Source organism: Sulfitobacter geojensis, assembly GCF_000622325.1.
GTDB classification, from domain to species: Bacteria; Pseudomonadota; Alphaproteobacteria; order Rhodobacterales; family Rhodobacteraceae; genus Sulfitobacter; species Sulfitobacter geojensis.
This window is the reverse complement of sequence record NZ_JASE01000005.1, coordinates 2,567,400-2,585,104: the sequence shown is the minus strand read 5'-3', so window position 1 is coordinate 2,585,104 and position 17,705 is coordinate 2,567,400. Positions and strand designations below refer to the sequence as shown.

Annotated in this window: 14 protein-coding genes; 3 read left to right on the top strand and 11 right to left on the bottom strand. The window is 58.3% G+C overall.

Translation table 11 applies throughout. The features are described from left to right. Positions 1 to 206: 206 nt before the first annotated feature. The gene (locus Z947_RS0114620; RefSeq protein ID WP_025045034.1) at positions 207 to 1,514 is read left to right on the top strand and encodes an alpha/beta hydrolase family protein; all 1,308 of its coding nucleotides are present in this window, start codon (positions 207 to 209) and stop codon (positions 1,512 to 1,514) included. 143 nt (positions 1,515 to 1,657) lie between these two features. Here the strand turns inward: Z947_RS0114620 and Z947_RS0114615 are convergent, their stop codons facing one another. The 9 genes from Z947_RS0114615 to Z947_RS0114575 form a co-directional block, all read right to left on the bottom strand. After that, positions 1,658 to 3,154, bottom strand: a complete 1,497-nt coding sequence (locus Z947_RS0114615; RefSeq protein ID WP_025045033.1) for a replicative DNA helicase — start codon at positions 3,152 to 3,154, stop codon at positions 1,658 to 1,660. A gap of 152 nt (positions 3,155 to 3,306) precedes the next feature. Then, positions 3,307 to 3,984, bottom strand: coding sequence for an orotate phosphoribosyltransferase (locus Z947_RS0114610; RefSeq protein WP_025045032.1), 678 nt, complete (start codon positions 3,982 to 3,984; stop codon positions 3,307 to 3,309). Between the two features lie 69 nt (positions 3,985 to 4,053). Then, positions 4,054 to 5,088, bottom strand: a complete 1,035-nt coding sequence (gene pyrC, locus Z947_RS0114605; protein WP_025045031.1) for a dihydroorotase — start codon at positions 5,086 to 5,088, stop codon at positions 4,054 to 4,056. 33 nt (positions 5,089 to 5,121) lie between these two features. After that, positions 5,122 to 6,078 carry a hypothetical protein gene (locus tag Z947_RS0114600; RefSeq protein ID WP_025045030.1) on the bottom strand — a complete coding sequence of 319 codons (957 nt, stop codon included), beginning with the start codon at positions 6,076 to 6,078 and terminating at the stop codon, positions 5,122 to 5,124. 105 nt (positions 6,079 to 6,183) lie between these two features. After that, on the bottom strand, positions 6,184 to 7,233 hold the full coding sequence (locus Z947_RS0114595) for a glycosyltransferase family 2 protein (RefSeq protein ID WP_025045029.1): 1,050 nt from the start codon (positions 7,231 to 7,233) through the stop codon (positions 6,184 to 6,186). Then, the gene (locus Z947_RS0114590; RefSeq protein WP_025045028.1) at positions 7,234 to 7,926 is read right to left on the bottom strand and encodes an FkbM family methyltransferase; all 693 of its coding nucleotides are present in this window, start codon (positions 7,924 to 7,926) and stop codon (positions 7,234 to 7,236) included. 1 nt (position 7,927) lies between these two features. Further along, positions 7,928 to 10,294 carry a glycosyltransferase family 2 protein gene (locus Z947_RS0114585; protein WP_037938949.1) on the bottom strand — a complete coding sequence of 789 codons (2,367 nt, stop codon included), beginning with the start codon at positions 10,292 to 10,294 and terminating at the stop codon, positions 7,928 to 7,930. Then, positions 10,281 to 10,943 carry a sulfotransferase gene (locus tag Z947_RS0114580; RefSeq protein ID WP_025045026.1) on the bottom strand — a complete coding sequence of 221 codons (663 nt, stop codon included), beginning with the start codon at positions 10,941 to 10,943 and terminating at the stop codon, positions 10,281 to 10,283. The genes Z947_RS0114585 and Z947_RS0114580 overlap by 14 nt, the downstream gene beginning before the upstream one ends. Beyond that, positions 10,940 to 11,959, bottom strand: a complete 1,020-nt coding sequence (locus Z947_RS0114575) for a glycosyltransferase family 2 protein (protein WP_025045025.1) — start codon at positions 11,957 to 11,959, stop codon at positions 10,940 to 10,942. The genes Z947_RS0114580 and Z947_RS0114575 overlap by 4 nt, the downstream gene beginning before the upstream one ends. A gap of 231 nt (positions 11,960 to 12,190) precedes the next feature. Here Z947_RS0114575 and Z947_RS0114570 point away from each other — a divergent pair, with 231 nt between their 5' ends. Both Z947_RS0114570 and Z947_RS0114565 read left to right on the top strand, forming a co-directional pair. Beyond that, a complete protein-coding gene (locus Z947_RS0114570) occupies positions 12,191 to 13,099 on the top strand; it encodes an AAA family ATPase (protein WP_025045024.1) in 909 nt (302 codons plus the stop codon). A 60-nt stretch (positions 13,100 to 13,159) separates the two neighbouring features. Continuing rightward, a complete protein-coding gene (locus Z947_RS0114565; protein WP_025045023.1) occupies positions 13,160 to 14,422 on the top strand; it encodes a vWA domain-containing protein in 1,263 nt (420 codons plus the stop codon). Here the strand turns inward: Z947_RS0114565 and purL are convergent. Further along, entirely contained in the window at positions 14,419 to 16,578 is a 2,160-nt protein-coding gene (gene purL / locus Z947_RS0114560) for a phosphoribosylformylglycinamidine synthase subunit PurL (protein WP_025045022.1), read from the bottom strand. The genes Z947_RS0114565 and purL overlap by 4 nt on opposite strands. A 151-nt stretch (positions 16,579 to 16,729) precedes the next feature. Beyond that, positions 16,730 to 17,260: a PRC-barrel domain-containing protein gene (locus tag Z947_RS0114555; RefSeq protein ID WP_025045021.1), complete on the bottom strand. Its 531-nt coding sequence runs from the start codon at positions 17,258 to 17,260 to the stop codon at positions 16,730 to 16,732. Positions 17,261 to 17,705: the final 445 nt, after the last annotated feature.

Sequence of the window (17,705 nt, the reverse complement as noted above, 5' to 3'; positions counted from 1 at the left end):
TGTAGCAGATCCGAAACGGGCAGGGCGCAGGCCAAACCCGACTTGTCAGAGGCTTATCCAAATCCCGCCAAAGGGACAAGCAGACCACAGCCAGTGCCGATTGCACCGGTATCGTGATGTAACGTCACCGAATTCCATCTTGCCCTTAAGGGAGGCTCGGGCAAAGCTTGCCTAAACTGGAGGAGGAAACACCAATGAAATCGACAATGAAAACGGCACCGCTTGCGGTCGCCCTTGGTCTCGCGGCGTCGGCCGGTCTGGCCGAAAACCGCATTGATACCCAATTGCCGACAGCGCCCGAACTGGCCGCCTATGGGGAACTGCCCGTTGGTGTGCGCCAGCTTGAGATGGTGAACCCCGGTCAGATCAACATTCTGGCGATCGATCCGGCCGCAGATAAACCGGCGACACTGCCCACCTATGACCGCCCGTTAACGGTGGAAATGTGGTATCCGGCGGCGGCAGATGCCAGTGGCGAAACATCATTCAAGGCTTTCCTGCGGGATGGCAGCACCGAAGTCACCCTGACAGGGCGCGCCATGCGGGACGCGGCACCGGCCGAAGCGGCGGGGTATCCACTGGTTTTGATCAGCCACGGCTATCCCGGCAACCGCTTTTTGCTGTCCCATCTGGCAGAAAACATCGCGTCAAAAGGGTATGTCGTCGCATCGATCGACCACACGGACAGCACCTACCGCACACAGGCGGCCTTTGGATCTACCTTGGTCAACCGATCGCTGGATCAGCTTTTCGTGCTTGAGGAAATGGCCAAAATGGCAGCCGAAGGCGGCGATTTCGCAGGGCTGTACGATGCGGATAACACCGGTTTGATTGGCTATTCCATGGGCGGTTACGGCGCGATCATCACGGCAGGGGGCGGTGTCACCGAGGCTTCCGTAGCCTATCCGTGGGGCGGGCCACATGGCACTTTGGGCATCCATCAGGCTGGCAGCGAAACTCACAAGGCGCTGCCTGATCCTCGGATCAAAACTGCCGTGGCCTTTGGCCCTTGGGGCATGAACACGGGGTTCTGGGATGCTGAGGGGCTTTCCGGTATCGGCATTCCGATGCTCTTTATCGCAGGCTCGCAAGACACTGTTTCCCTCTATGAAAAGGGGGTACGCGCGATTTGGGAAAACGCATCGGCCTTGCCCCATGCGTTGCTGACCTATGAAAACGGCGGCCATAACACCGCAGCACCGATGCCAGCACCCGCCGAAAGCTTTTACTTCAACGAAGACAAGGGGTTCGACATCTCGTCACACTATACCGATCCGGTTTGGGATACGGTGCGCATGAACAACATTGCGCAGCATTTTGTCACGGCCTGGCTGGATCGGGAGCTGAAGGCGGACGCCGATAATGCGGCGTATCTTGAGCTGATCGAGAATTCCAACGACGGCGTCTGGTCTATGAACGAAGACGGCACACCAAAAGAAGACCACACCGCGTGGAAAGGTTTTGCCGACGGCACGGCCAAAGGTCTGCGCTATGAGGTTAAGTCGGTGGACTGAATTCAACAGGCTGCGCGGTTAACTTTGAAGTAAGGTGAGCCGCGCGGTGCAAAACCATGGGAAATCGTGGTTTTTTAAAAGTAAACGTCTGCCTTTTCGGGGCAGACGTTTCTTTTTGGCCTGTGGAGGAAATTAACCCTTGGTTAAAATTCCTCTTCGCCGCCCCCCTGTTGCCACGGCTTGGCAAGGTTCCCAAAGCGGGTGAACCGCCCTTCGAAACTCAGCTCGACCGTGCCAATGGGACCGTGCCGCTGCTTGCCGATGACAACCTCGGCGCGCCCATGCAGGCGTTCCATCTCTTCTTGCCAACGGGCCATCGCTTCAAGGTCGTGATCGCCGGGTTTTTCACGTTCTTTATAATATTCCTCACGGAACACGAACATCACCACATCCGCGTCCTGTTCGATCGACCCCGATTCGCGCAAATCCGACAGCTGCGGGCGTTTGTCTTCGCGGTTTTCCACCTGACGCGACAGCTGCGACAGGGCGATCACCGGAATATCGAGTTCCTTGGCAATCGCCTTGAGACCCATGGTGATCTCGGAAATCTCGTTCACGCGGTTGTCGGATTTACCGGTGCCGCGCACCAACTGCAAATAGTCAACGATCAACACGTCCAGGCCGTGCGTCCGTTTCAGACGCCGCGCACGGGCGGCAAGCTGGCTGATTGGCAAGGCTGGCGTGTCGTCAATGTAAAGCGGGCAGGCCTCAAGAGATTTCGCGGCATCGACAAAGCGGCGGAATTCGGTTTCCGACATGTCGCCGGACCGGATCTGGTGTGACGGAATTTCTGCGGCTTCCGACAGGATCCGCGCAGCAAGCTGTTCGGCGCTCATTTCCAGCGAATAAAACCCGACAACCCCGCCATCGACGGCCCCTTCGGATCCATCGGCAAGACGGCCGCGTTTGTAAGCTTTGGCGACGTTAAAGGCAATGTTGGTCGCGAGCGAGGTTTTCCCCATCGACGGACGACCGGCAAGGATCAACAAGTCGGAGCGGTGCAAACCGCCAAGCTTGCCGTCCATGTCAATCAGGCCGGTGGACACGCCGGACAGGCCGCCGTCCCGCTGATAGGCGGTATTGGCGACATTAACAGCGTCTGTTACCGCCTTGAGAAAGCTTTGAAATCCGGTTTCAGCGTTGCCTTGTTCCGCCATCTTGTAGAGCTCTTGTTCAGCTTCGACAATTTGTTCACGCGGTTCGGAAGACACATCAACCTGCGCCGCCTTGGCAGAAATATCGCGGCCCAGCTGGATCAGATCGCGGCGCACGGCCAGATCATAAATCATCTGGGCGTAATCGCGCGCGGCAAAAGCGGAAATGGCGGCACCGGCGAGGCGGGCAAGATAGGCGGGACCACCCAGTTCTTTCAGGCCTTCGTCTTCTTCCATGAATGCCTTGAGGGTCACGGGCGAGGCGAGGTTGTTCTTGGCAATCCGCTGCGAGGCGATGTCAAAGATGCGCGCGTGCACGGGATCGTAGAAGTGCTTGGGGCCGATGATCGCGGCGATGCGGTCGTAGATGTCGTTATTGGTCAGAATTGCGCCCAGAAGCTGTTGTTCGGCCTCGATGGAATGCGGCATCGTTTCCGGTGCCTGCACAGCAATATCGTTCGCGTTCAGTGACGTGATTTCGTTCATTATCTCACCCGATTTTTCCCACGGCTCGGTTTAGAGGCTGGGATGGCGTGGCGCAAATTGTATGTTTTGTGGATAAGCCGCAAAACAGGCGACAGCTACAACATATTGCCTGATTGCGGCCCTTTGCGTCAACATCGGGTGTTCATAAAGGTTTATTTTTTATGAAGCTCCTGCCATTCCTTCGGGGCATTCAGGAAGGCTTCGACCTCTTGCAGGGTAGCGGCATCAAAGGCGTTCTGCGCTTTGGCTTCGGCAAGAACATCCCACCAGGTGCACAGCGAATGCAGGTTAACACCGTGATCGCCCAGCGTCTTTTCGGTCTGGGGAAAAATGCCGTAGTAAAAGATCACGGCCGTGTGGGCGCAGGTGGCACCGGTTTCACGGATCGCATCGACAAAGCTGAGTTTCGAGCCGCCATCGGTGGTCAGATCCTCAACCAGCAGCACGCGCTGGCCTTCGGTCATGTCCCCCTCGATACGGGCATTTTTGCCGTAGCCTTTGGGTTTTTTACGCACATAAGTCATGGGCAAGGCCATGCGTTCCGCGACGAGGGCTGCAAAGGGGATGCCCGCGGTTTCGCCACCGGCGATGTTGTCAAAGGCTTCGAAACCGGCGTTGCGCATCACCGTTACAGTCAGAAAATCCATCAAGGTGCTGCGGATGCGCGGATAGCTGATCAGCTTGCGGCAATCGACGTAGGTCGGGCTGGGCAAGCCGGAAGAGAGGGTGAACGGGTCTTTGGAGTTAAAGTTAACTGCTTTGATCTCCAGCAACATGCGGGCGGTGAGGCGGGCCATTTCGGCGGCGTCAGGATAGCTGGAAGGGATCATGCGGTATCTCCGGGTGGTGAAGGCTTTTGCAAAAGCCTTTGGCCGTTTTCTTATCAGAAAGCAGCGCGGTTACGAAATTGACCAGTTCAGGGGCATATCGGGGTCAAAGACGGTAACTGGACCGTCAGGCGTCTCGATATGTGTCGGATAATCAGGGGCTTGCCGCGTCAGGGTGATGGTTTCTTCATTCACCGGCAGCCCGTAATAGGCGGGACCGTTGCGGCTGGCGAAGGATTCAAGCTGCGCCAGCGCGCCGTCCTGCTCAAACACTTCGGCGAGGATCGACATGGTGTTTGTCGCGGTAAAACACCCCGCACATCCGCAGGGCAGCAGTTTGTTGGCGTCGGTGTGTGGCGCTGAATCTGTCCCGAGAAAGAACCGCACATCACCCGATGTGGCCGCGGCGCGCAGCGCAAGGCGGTGGGTTTCGCGTTTGGCGACCGGCAGGCAATAGTAATGCGGCTTGATCCCCCCGGCGAGGATATGATTGCGGTTGATCACCAGATGATGCGTGGTGATGGTCGCGGCCAGGTTTTCCGGTTGGGATTTCACATATTCGACCGCATCCGATGTGGTGATATGTTCCATGATCACGCGCAATTGGGGATGCTTGCGACGGATCGGGTCCAGCACACGGTCGATGAACACGGCCTCGCGGTCAAAGATGTCGACATCGGCGTCGGTGACTTCGCCGTGGGTACACAGGGGCAGACCAATCTCTGCCATTTTTTCAAGCACTTGCGCAACTTTGTCAAAGTTGGCCACACCGCTGGCGGAATTGGTTGTCGCGCCCGCGGGATAGAGTTTCACCGCATGGATCAGACCGGCGGCATGGGCCGCAGCGACATCCGCAGGATCGGTGTTTTCGGTCAGATAGAGGGTCATCAGCGGGGTAAAACCACTGCCCTCGGGCAGGGCCGCGACAATCCGGTCCCGGTAGGCCGTGGCATCTGCCATGGTGACCACGGGGGGGACCAGATTGGGCATGATGATCGCACGGGCGAAATGGGCGGAGGTATGGGGCAAAACGGCGCGCAGCATATCGCCGTCGCGCAGGTGCAGGTGCCAGTCGTCAGGACGGCGGATCGTCAATGTTTTTGTCATGGGTGCGGCGGTAGCACAGCCACCCGCGCAGGACTAGTCCTGATCTGTCGCGTCTTGTTGATCTTGCGCGCGGGCGTTCTGAATTCTGCGCAGGGTGATTGCAAAACGCGGGGCGCGCATGCGGCTGGCCACATTGGAACACAGGGCCTCTGCAAGGCCTGTACGGCCTTCGGCCTCGAAACTGTCCAGCAGGTTGCGCAGATAAGGGCGGTAGTCACGCCGCGCGCGGTAAAGTTCGGCAAAGAAGCGCGGGGTTAGCTGATCGGTGGCCACGGCTTGCAGCAAGGGCGCCCAGGTGCCCATTTCCAACAGATCGGTTTGCAGCGCATCGCCCATAAAACGCATACGGTATTTGTCTACATTGGGGCGGGTAAACAGGGCCGCATGCATGGCGTCGAGCTTTTCGCGTGGATCATAGATGACATACCCCTTTTCTGCCGCATCCAGCATTTCGGGCGCATAGCCATAGCGCGTGGTAAAATCCTGTATCCGCATGTCGGTAAAGCGGTCGTCCCATTCGGTCAGGCGTGGATCAAGCGTGGCTTGGGGCTGGATTGCCAGCACCCGCGCGCCGGGTGCCGATACTGAAAAGGCCGCAGCCGCATAGGCGCAAGGACCAGCGCCGTAGAAAACCACATTGTCGAACTCGTCAAAGAAACCATCGTCGATCAGCCGGTCAAAATAGCCATAGACCGCCTTGTCGCGGAACCATGTATCGCCGTTGGAGGCCAGACACAGATGCGACCAGCCATGATCACGCAGCATTTCCCAGCCCAGCGGTTGTCCCATATCGGAAAGCGCATGCATGCCTTGCAGGGTTTCGAAGGTGACCAGCAGGGTATTGCCCTTTTCGACAAAGATCGCGTGGTGACGCCGGCCAAGACTTTCGAGATAGCCGTCTTCATCGACAATCTCTTCGACAAGTCTCAACCATTCCCGCCGTGGCAGGTCCAGCAAGGATGTCTCTAGCGTTGGCGTTTCATCTGTCATGGCCGCGTCCTCAAATCCACGTATCGCTTGTTAAGATGTGCGATTTGCAGGCAGGACTACCAGCGTATTGCGGCAGAAATTAGGTAAATACACGCCTAAACGGTGCTATTCGCCCTTGTTTTTCTGGGCAAGCTGCGCGTGATGGATCAGAAATTGCGCAGCTTTTGCCGTCAGGGGCTGTGTCGGAGGGGTCATCAGCAATCGCCCGAAAAGGGCACGAAAGGGTTCTTGTTGCAGCAGCTGTATGAAGCGATCCTTGCGCCATTTCACGGCCTGCGCGTGCAACGCCGCGAGGGGCGCATCCGACATAAGCGCGTTCAGTTCCGCCGCGCGTTGCGGGGCAAGCGCCTGAATGCTGGTATCGGTGTCGGTGTTGAAATTGCGCTCGACAAAATAATCAAGGCCCAGCAGATCATCGGAATGAACAGCCCGTCCGCGATCCGCCTTCAGGACGTAGGATTCCAGCGCGCCCAGTGGATAGTGATTGAGCTGCACCAGTCCGTAATTGTCCCGCCCGTAAGGCGAAAAGATGCCTTTGGTTTTGAAACTATCGGGCAGGGTGCGGCCGGTGCCGTCGACCCACTGCGCTTTCGCCAACCTTGAGCGGTCGGGATCACGAGGCCGGTGAACGCCCGGTTTTTTATACGTCCCGTCGTTGCGATACAGCGTTTTGAACATTGCGGCGCGCCACGGCCAATGCATCACCACAGGTGCGCATTTTGTGAAGGTATCAAGAACGGGGCTGTCATGATAATGCGCCTGTCCCGATGTGCCGAACAGCCGCCACGTCAAGGTGATGGCGCTGGCATCGGGCAGGGCGGCGTGCAGGGCGCCCAGCGTATGATCGCCGGTGTGGATGTTCACAAACTCGTCCACATCCAGCGGCAAGATCCAGTCGGCCTGTTTCACCTGGGCCATTTTCGCCGCTGCTTTCAGGGCGGTGAACTGGATGCCACCCTTGTCATAGGGACCGGTGTTGCGCACATGGGTCAGCAGACCCATCTGCGCCAACCTGTCCAGCATCAGATCGGTGCCATCGCTGCAATCGTTTGAAAAGACAAGGAAGTCGTCAATCCCTGTGGCGCGGTGATGGGCCAGCCATTCAAGCAGAAAGGCCGCCTCGTTGCGTACACAGAGGATGGCGAGATAGGTCATCTACCAGCGGTCGCGAAAGGCAATTACCTTGCCCTCTGAACCGCGGTGGTAATAGGTCAGCCCCGCATCCATGAAAGCGCGGAACACTTTTTGAATGCCTTCGGGCCCGATCCACTGCGGGTGGGTTTCAATGATGGCGGCGCGCAGGCCGGTCAGGTCAATGGAGGGGATCAGATCGGCTTCGGCCCCTTCGATGTCGCAGATCAGCACGTTTGCGCCAATGTCCTTAAAGGTGGTTTTTGCGTCCAGCACGTCAACCTTGACGGCGGGTGGGTCGACTTCGCCTTCCAGAATTTCCATCGACGACCCCAGCATCGGGTCGCGGACGTAGAAATCGACCTTGCCTTTGCGGGGGCCGAGAATCGCGTTGGTAACATGGGCATTGGTGACGCCGTTTGCCGCGTGAACGGACTTCATATAGGGGATCAGATTGGCGTTGGCTTCGAATACATGCACGGATTTGATCTTGCGTTTCGTGGCAACCAGCGTTGACATATAGCCGATGCCGCCGCCCAGTTCGACAACCACGTCGCCTTCGCGCACAACACGCAGCGCGGCTTCGCTCTCTTTGCGTTCATAAACACCGCGCCTCAGCATGCGGCGAATTTTGCCTTGCATGATCTCGGGGTGGCGGGGAAACTTCATGCCGCGTGACATTATGAATTCATCGGCCGGTTTTGCGTCAGCGTTCATGTCAGCTCTCCATATCCAGAGACAGGGCATAGGCCACGCGCTCTGTTTCATCCAGTTTTACGGCCAGCGCCTGATTGTAAAGCTCAGCAAACTCCGGCTTTTCGTGCAGTTCCTGCGCCTTCGCCTTGTGCCATGCCAGCCCGTCCTGATGCGCCTTCTTCAACTTGGGGTCTTGCATCAACCGGTCATATTCGGCCTGCAGGCGGGGAATGTTGCGTTTGATGGTGACATCGCGGAAATCGGACCAGTCCATGCGGATCCAGTAGTTGATCCCGATAGAGCGGTCCACATGCAGCGCCCGTCCGCGCTGGCGTTTGATCAGAAAGCTTTCGGCGCTGCGCAGGGCGTAATGGTTCAGTTGCAACAGGTCGTAGCCGACGTTTTTCTTGGAGGACCGCCACCCGTTGTGAGCGGCATCGCGGGTCATGTCCTGACCTGATCCGTTCACCCATTTCACTTTGTTCTCAAACCCTTCGTCCAATTTATTAGGACGGTGGCATGAAATCTTGGCGTAAGCCCCGATGTTGCGGAACATGGTCTTGAACCCCCAAACGGTATGGGGTTTGGGGCAGTATTTCGGGGCGCAGGTGTCAAACTGGTCGATCACAAATTCATCGTTCAGGCGGGTCACGCCGTTATGCCCGAACAACCGCCATGTCATCGCAATATTGGTGGCGTCGGGCACCGCGGCAAAGAGATCCTCCAGCGTGCCATTGCCGCAGCGCACGTTCATGAATTCGTCCACATCGATATGGGCGATCCATTCTGCGTTGGTGATCAACGGCTCTTTCAACGATTTGTTCAGCGCGTGCTGCTGGGGGGAATTGCCCTTCCAGTTGTCGTTGTTGCGATGTTCCAGAACGCCCATTTCCATCAGACGGCCCAGCACCTCATCGGTGCCATCAGTGCAATCATTGGTGTAGATTAGAAAATTGTCGACGCCCATCGCGCGGTGATAGGCCACCCATTCCACGATATAGGGCGCTTCGTTTTTCATACAGCCGACAACGACATTGCCAGTGCCGCCGTTTTTCAACTTGCGTGGCGCAATCGCGGTATAGGCGGCGGCAAGGTCTTCTTCGTTTACCGCACCAAGATTGTTGTGGGGTTTGAACTGGGTCGACATGACCATTTGGTGGTTCACCTTGACGCGGTTCAACAAGCGCTTGTTGGCCTGCCGTTCCGCCTTGTCGGTGCTGTCATCCGCCAGAATGTCCTCGAATTTCTCGGCAGCTTGCCGTGCCGCATCGACTTCGGCACGTTTTTCTGCGCCCGAGGTGGAGGCCTTGCGCAAGGCATGGGCAAAGGCCGCCAGATACTGGCTCGCGCGAAAGCCCATCGTCGGTGCGGCTTCTGTCCAGCTGGCAAGGGGCGCATCCGGGCGCAGGGCCGGTTTGAGATCGGGAAACCGTTTCGCCAGTTTCGCATTGTCGGCCTTGAAACGGGCGGACACAGCGGCAAGGCTGCCCGCTTCGATCGGGGTGCCGCCGGTGCGCACGTTCTTGTGCACCTGAGTCCAGGTGTCGCGCGGGATGATCATGTCGCGCACTTTGCTATAGCGGATCAGAACGTCGTTCATCTGCCGCATTCGGGCCAGCGACGGCGCGGGCTCGGGCTGAAACAGCCGGCCGGCTTCGGCTTTGCCAAAGGTGTTTTTGACATTCAGGGCTTCGCAAAGCGCATCCATGCCAGCATCTGAATTCAACGCGACAAGATCAAGAGGATGCAGGCTGACATTGCCGTTCCCGAAAGATGTTTCCCAGAGGTCCAACAGCCCCTTGAAATCCAGCCAGAAGGGTGGGGCGTGGATGTCATCAAAAAGGCCGATGTAAGGATCGGTCTTACCCCGCATCGCGAGCGCGCCGGCCCACCAATCGTTCTGTCCGGCCAGCGCGATTTCCTGATCAAGGGACGTGTGTCGTCCCTCAAGCACCGCATAGGTGTAATGCTGCACCAACAGGCGGGCCTGCTCTTCGACATGGGCAACGATGCGGATTTTCCTGAAATAGGGCGACAAAAGCCCGTGAAGCCGTTCGATTTCGCTGGGGGCAAACAACAGGTTGCCCAGTTGGGCGGAGGCCAGCACAACATGCGCGTCCTCAAGCGCGGGCAATTCCTTTTCGAACAATGTGGTGAATTCTGCGGTGAGTGTTTGCTGCACCAGCGGGTTGTCCAGCCCGCGCCGGTAACGCAGCACACCAACCTCATCCGCCTCAGCGCAGGCCGCATAAAGACGCACATGGTTCCAGTCAGGCGCGACAATGCCCTTTTTCGCCAACGGTCCGGCCTTTTGTTTAAGCAGACTGCGAAACCGCATCGCCGCTTTTTCGGTCGGTCCGATCAACAGGGTCAGGTCAGGTTTCGACATGATCATCGCTTTCCATATCGGACGGGTCTGTCTGGCGGATGTTCATGTTCGCCTTGCCCCACCATGGCAATTCCAGCCTCAGGAAGCGGCTGATCTGGTGGTGGACGTTTTTCTCTTCCAGCTCATAGGCCAGAAAATTCGGCGAGCGGCGAAAGAAGCGGGCACAGAAATCGTAATGCCCGTTCACCCAGCGCGTCAGGTTCTCGACGTTACCACCGTAAGGGCGCGGCAAGCCGGGCACATCGTTGCGGGGCAGGCGCACCTGACCCAGATTGTTCCAGCCCATCATGCTTTTGGCAACCGCTTCAGGATCACGCATCGACAAGAGGAACTTGGCCCCCGGATGGTGTTTCAGAATGGCCCCCAACATGCCGCTGTCGGTTTGCGGCCACATGTTGATTTTGCCGTTGATGGCGCTCATTTCCGTGATGGCGTGAAATTCGTCGAACCGCGCCAGCGGGTCACCGCTGCCAAAATAATCCTCGTACATCAGTGGCGCAATCAGCTGGTCTTTTAGGTCTTCGCGAAAGGTCTGCGCCTCGCGGATGCGCCAGTCAATGACGTTCAACCCTGCCCGCCGCAGGGCCATGGCAAGGGTCGTCGTCCCCGATTTGGGCAGGCTTAAACTGATGATCGGATTGGGGATCATGCGCCTGCCAGTTCCTTGAGGATCGCCGTTTCGGCATCACTAAAGGGGGCCGCATTGCGCAGTTGTTCGCGCATCTGCTGATAGCTTTCTTGTGCCAGCAGGGCGTCGCGCTTGGCCTTGTGCAGGGCCACGGCCTCTGCATGCAGATCGGCCACGCCGTCCAGCGCCATCAGGCGCGCCATCTCGGCCTGCAAGGGGGCCTCGTAGCGCAGGATGCTATCGTCATGGTAGGCCGGATCATTGCGTTCACGCCAATAGCTGTCGTCAAACGCGCGGTGTTCGCGGTTCACGTCACCACGGTCGTTCTTGACCAGATAACTGTCGAGCGAGCGCAGCGCATAATGGTTCAATGTCGCAAAGCGACGGGCGTCGCGCGCGGGAAAGGCGCGGATGCGGCGTTTGCCGGCGGCCTTGCGAAACGGCGGGGGCACCTGGCGTCCTGATCCGTCGGTCCATTTGGGCTTGGCCTTTTCGTCATCATGAAACGGGCGGTGGGCCCCGAAATATTCGGTGGGGAAATCGCGGCGCACCAGTGATTTGACTTCAATCGCCGTATCCGCACCCCAGATGTCGGGATTATGGCTGTGTTGGAATTGAGTGATTACGGGCGTGTCTACGAATTCTTCGATGCCGTTGTTTGCCATAAACTGAAAGGTGACCGAGATCGCTTGCGGATTGCCGCAGGCGTCGATCAGCGCGGGCAGGGTGTGATCCCCGACGTGGATGTTCAGAAACTCGTCGACATCCGCGATCCACACCCAATCGGCGTGTTTGACCAAAGGGTGGCGGCGCGACGCCTTAAGCGCCTGCATCTGGTAATTGCGATTGGTTGCGGGGTTGGGCAGATGGGCGACCACCCCGTGTTCTTGCAGCCTGTCCAGCAAGCGATCCGTCGCATCCGAGCAATCGTTTGAATAAAACAGGAAATCCGTGACGCCGATGATCCGGTTGAAAGCGATCCATTCCAACAGGAAAGGCCCTTCGTTTTTGACACAGGTGACGGCCGTGATGCGCATATCTGCCATCACCCAAACACGCGTGGGAAAATAATACTCGTTCTCATGTCCGCCTCTGGGGTCGGGAATACACTGCCCCGAAACCTCTCGTTCTTTGCGAGGACTATGCCAGCCTGACCGAATCACGTCAATCTGCGAAGCACAGGCGGGGGGCTGCGTGACAAATAGGACCATCTGGCACCTTGACCCCGGCCCGTGCAGATGCACCTTGGGCGTAGCGGGGAGAATAAGATGACTGACATAACGAGCATCGACGCGGTGCAAAAGATGCTGGGCGATCAGGGGTATATCTGCGGGCGAGATCTGGGCACGGTGGTGTTTTTAAGCTTGCGGTTGGGGCGGCCCTTGTTCCTTGAAGGGGAGGCCGGTGTTGGCAAGACCGAGATCGCCAAGGCGCTGGCCGCCGGGCTGAACCGCAAATTGATCCGGCTGCAATGTTATGAAGGGCTCGATGCCTCCTCTGCCGTTTATGAGTGGAACTTCCCTGCGCAAATGGTCGCGATCCGCGCGGCAGAGGCCGCAGGCGCGGCTGATAGCGCAGCGCTGACGGCGGATTTGTTCAGCGATAAATACCTGATCGAACGCCCGCTGCTTGAGGCGATGCGCCCTGATGACAACGGCGCCCCGATCCTGCTGATCGACGAATTGGACCGCACGGACGCCCCCTTTGAGGCGTTTCTATTGGAAGCCCTTAGCGATTTTCAGGTGACGATCCCCGAAATGGGCACGATCAAAGCGCCCGAGGCCCCGATCGTGATCCTGACCTCGAACCGCACCCGCGAAGTGCATGATGCGCTGAAACGCCGCTGCCTGTATCACTGGGTCGATTATCCCGATTTTGATCGCGAAATGGACATCCTGAACGCCCGCGCACCCGAAGCTGCCGAAAACCTCAGCCGCGAAGTGGTCGCCTTTGTGCAGCAATTGCGCACCGAGGACCTGTTTAAGAAACCCGGCGTGGCCGAAACTATCGATTGGGCCAAATGCCTGCTGGCGCTTGATGTGATCACCCTCAGCCCCGAGGTCATCGCCGACACGCTGGGTGCCATCCTCAAATACCAAGATGACATCGCCAAACTGCACGGCTCTGAAGCCAAGCGTATCCTCGATCAGGCCCGCGCAAGCCTAGAGCCCGCATGATCCTCTTTTGGGCTCTAAATACTGCGGAGGTTTGGAGGTGGAACCTCCAATCAACCATTCATGGTTGAACACATTCCTCTCGACCTGCCGGATGATCCGAAACTGGCGGGCAACATCACACATTTCGCGCGTGCCCTGCGCCGTGCCGGCCTGCCCATCGGACCGGGGCGGGTGATTGACGCGATCCGCGCGGTCGAAGCGGCAGGTTTTTCCGATAAACGCGACTTTTACTGGACGCTGCACGCCTGTTTTGTGAACCGGCCCGAACACCGCACCGTTTTTGCCCAGCTGTTCCGGCTGTACTGGCGTGACCCGCGATATCTTGAACATATGATGGCAGCGATGTTGCCGGCCATCCGTGGGGTACAAGAGGACCGCCCCGCGCAGGCGGCAGAGAAACGCGCGGCCGAGGCCTTGTTGGACGGGGCAGAGGCCCCGCCACAGGACGAGGAAGAGGCCCCGCCCGAAGAAGATGCGTTGATCGAGGTTGATGCAAGTTTAACCATGTCGTCCTCCGAACGGTTACGGTCGCTGGATTTCGAGCAAATGTCACTGGCGGAAATGGCCGAAGCCAAGCGGATGCTGGCGCGGCTGAGCTTGCCGGTGAAGCCCTTGCCGTCGCGGCGCGCGATGGTGTCACCTACCGGCCGGATTGATGCGGCAAAGTCCATGCGCGCGGCCCTGCGGCGGGGCGGGGAAATGCAGCAGCTGGCATTCAAGAAACCGCGCCCGCGCTATCCGAACCTTGTGGTGCTTTGTGATATTTCAGGCTCGATGAGCCAATACAGTCGTGTGATTTTGCATTTCCTGCATGCGGTCAGCAACGCCAAAGGCGCAGGCTGGGCGCAAGTGCATGCCTTTACCTTTGGCACAAGGCTGACCAACATCACCCGCCATCTGGCGACCCGTGATGTGGATGCAGCATTGGCAGCCGCAGGGGCAGAGGCGCAGGATTGGGAAGGTGGGACGCGGATCGGCGCGTCGATTGAGGCCTTTAACCGCGACTGGTCGCGCCGGGTGATGGGGCAGGGCGCGGTCGTGCTGTTGATCACGGACGGGCTGGACCGCGATGCCCCGGACGATCTGGCACGGCAGATGCAGCGGCTGCATCTTTCCGCACGGCGCGTGATCTGGTTGAACCCTCTGCTCCGTTGGGACGGTTTCGCACCCAAGGCGGCTGGAATCCGTGCGATGTTGCCTCACGTGGACAGCTTTCGCGCCGGTCACTCGATTGCATCGCTCGAAGAGCTCGCACAGGTGATTTCCCGCCCAGACGATGTGGGCGAGAAAGCGCGGCTTTTGGCAGCGGTGGATGCGCCTTAGGCGAAAGTGCCCTCAAAGGTGGCGCGGAACACGGCGGAGAGTTCGCCCAGCGGGGCGGAGACACCACCCATCGTGACGTCGCTGCCGCCGAATTTGCCAACAGTTTCCAGCGTCAGGCCAGCTGCCGTTGCTGCGATCATCAGCGCTTCGGCCTGATCGAAGTTGCAGGCGATTAGATAGCGGGCCTGATCCTCACCAAACAGGGTTGGCGTGTCCGCTGCATCCAGTGTGATGCCGACACCGGCCCCTTCGGCCAGTTCGAATGCGGCCAGCGCGAGGCCGCCATCGCTGAGGTCTGTACAGGCCTTGATCAGTGTACGGTTGGCGCGGATGAAATCACCGTGGGCCTTTTCCGCGGCCAAATCGACGCGGGGCGCATCCCCTTCAATGCGACCGAATACAGTGGCCAGCAGGGCGGATTGGCCAAGGTGGCCGGTGGTGTCGCCCAAGACCAGCGCCACATGCCCGTCGCGCACATCACAGCCGATGATGTCGTCAGGATGGTCGATCAGCCCTACGGCGCCGATGGTCGGTGTCGGCAGGATGCCGGTTCCGTCCGTTTCATTGTAAAGCGACACGTTGCCCGACACGATGGGCATGTCGAGAGCGGAAACCGCTTCGCCGATGCCTTTGATGGCGCCCACGAACTGGCCCATGATTTCGGGCTTTTCGGGATTGCCGAAGTTCATATTGTCTGTTGTGGCCAAAGGTTTGGCCCCGACAGCGGTCAGGTTGCGATAGCTTTCCGCGACCGCTTGTTTGCCGCCTTCGACCGGGTTTGCTTTGACATAGCGCGGGGTTACGTCAGAGGTGAAAGCGATGGATTTATCGGTGCCATGCACACGGATGATGCCCGCGCCGATACCCGGTGTGCGGGCGGAATCGCCCATGACCATCGTGTCATATTGTTCAAACACCCAGTTTTTCGCGGCGTAGTTCACATCGGAAATCAGCGCCTTCAGACCGTCAATCGGATCGACGCCCGGCACATCGGCCAGCGGTTCGGCGGCGGGTGTCTCGACCCATGGACGGTCGTATTCCGGCGCGGTAGAGGCCAGTTTGCTGAGCGGCAGGTCGGCTTTCAGCTCACCGTTGAGCATGATGAGGAAGCGGTCTTCGGCCAATGTCTCGCCGACGATGGCGAAATCGAGGTCCCATTTGTCGAACACGGCTTTGGCTTCGGCCTCGAGTTCGGGTTTGAGAACCATCAACATGCGTTCCTGGGATTCAGAAAGCATCATTTCGTATGCGCTCATGTTCAGCTCGCGGGTCGGCACCTTTTCAAGGTCCAGACGCACGCCCAAGCCGCCCTTGTCGCCCATTTCCACAGCAGAGCAGGTCAGGCCGGCGGCCCCCATGTCCTGAATGGAGATCACGGCACCGGTGGCCATCAGCTCTAGCGTGGCTTCCATCAGGCGTTTTTCGGTGAAGGGGTCGCCGACTTGGACCGTCGGGCGTTTCTCTTCGATGGTATCGTCGAACTCGGCAGAGGCCATCGTCGCGCCGCCCACACCGTCACGGCCGGTCTTGGCCCCAAGGTAGACGACGGGCATGCCAACGCCGGAAGCGGCAGAATAGAAAATCTTGTCGGTATCGGCGAGGCCTGCGGCGAAAGCATTGACCAGACAATTGCCATCATAAGCCGTGTCAAAGCGCACTTCGCCGCCAACGGTCGGCACGCCGAAACAGTTGCCATAACCACCGACACCGGCGACCACACCATGCACCAGCTGGCGGGTTTTGGGGTGATCGGGGCGGCCAAAGCTGAGGGAATTCATTGCGGCAATGGGACGTGCACCCATGGTGAACACATCGCGCAGGATGCCGCCGACGCCTGTCGCAGCCCCTTGGTAGGGTTCGATATAGCTGGGGTGGTTGTGCGATTCCATCTTGAAGACCAGCGCCTGACCGTCGCCGATATCAACGATGCCTGCGTTTTCGCCAGGGCCACAGATGACCTGCGGACCTTCTGTAGGCAGGGTGCGCAACCATTTCTTGGAAGACTTGTAAGAGCAATGTTCGTTCCACATCGCTGAAAAGATGCCCATTTCCGTGTAGTTCGGATCGCGGCCAAGGATAGTCTTCACTTCCGCAAATTCCTCGGGGGTAAACCCGTGGGCGGCGATCAGTTCATCGGTGATGGCAGGTTCTTGCATGCGGTTTGTCCCCTTGGCGCTGATGCTGCGTTTCTTAGTGCAAGCGCGCACAAGGGGGAAGGGGGCAGCCGGAACCAGACGCAAAAAGACCGCACCCCGTAAAGGATGCGGTCCACGGCAGGGGGGGGCTGCCGGTCGTTCTGGGGTGAGATTACATCACGATGACGGTGGTGCGTGTCTCATCATCTGCTTTGGAGCCGTCCTGCGCTTGCAGGTACAGGTTGTCCTCGGACGTATCGATGAAAATCTTGCCTTCCTTCAGCACGATGCTTTCGGGCAGCAGCGTGATCACCAAGAGTTCGGCGTCGATTTTTGTGTCATCGTTCAGTTCAACCTCAAGGTTGGGGTTGCCTTGCGCGTCAATTGTCACGTCTTCGATCATGCCCAGCACTTTGCCTTCGTTCGTCATGAAGTCCGCGCCGATTGAAGCGTTCAATGCGTCGTACTGTTCTTGTGACATTGCCATGCGTGTTGCGTCATACTCGGATTCGCCAATGCCGAAACGCTTGGTCACCAAATCGCTGGTGTTTTCGGTGGAGCCAACGGTGTTGTCCTGACCGCCTTCGGTCACTGCCGGCGAGTTGCCTTGCAGGTCGCTGACAGAGTTTTCTGCAGCGAATGCAAATGATGTTGCAACCAGAGTTGCGATGGCTGTTGTGGCAGCAAGAATTGAGCGTGTCATTTCGTTTTCCTTCGATATCTGTTTACGTGTCCGCATCCTCTGCGGTCTTGCCGTAACAACAGGGGAAGTGGTGAGAAAGTTCCGATAAACTTTGGTCTTCTTTTGCAAATTTGTTTTTAAGCCTTTGCTATTGTTGTGGAAATTTAGGTGTGTTTCTCGGACGCGCAATTGCGGGATGCTGGGGGGGATCGCGCTGGTCGATGGTTTCGGGGGCATTTGTGGCCGATTGCATGATGGATGGTTGCCAAAGACAGATGGGGTGTCACAGCTTGGCCGCAGGACACGCAGACTGATCGGGACGTACCTGCATTCGGGCGAGCATTGAGCCCAGCACATATCTCGTCTTTTCGTTGCGGTTCTGCCGATTGCATCACGCTGGCGAAAAGGCAGATGCGAAAAGGCAAAAAAAAGGCCGAGCGCGAAGCTCGGCCAAGTCCAACAGGGA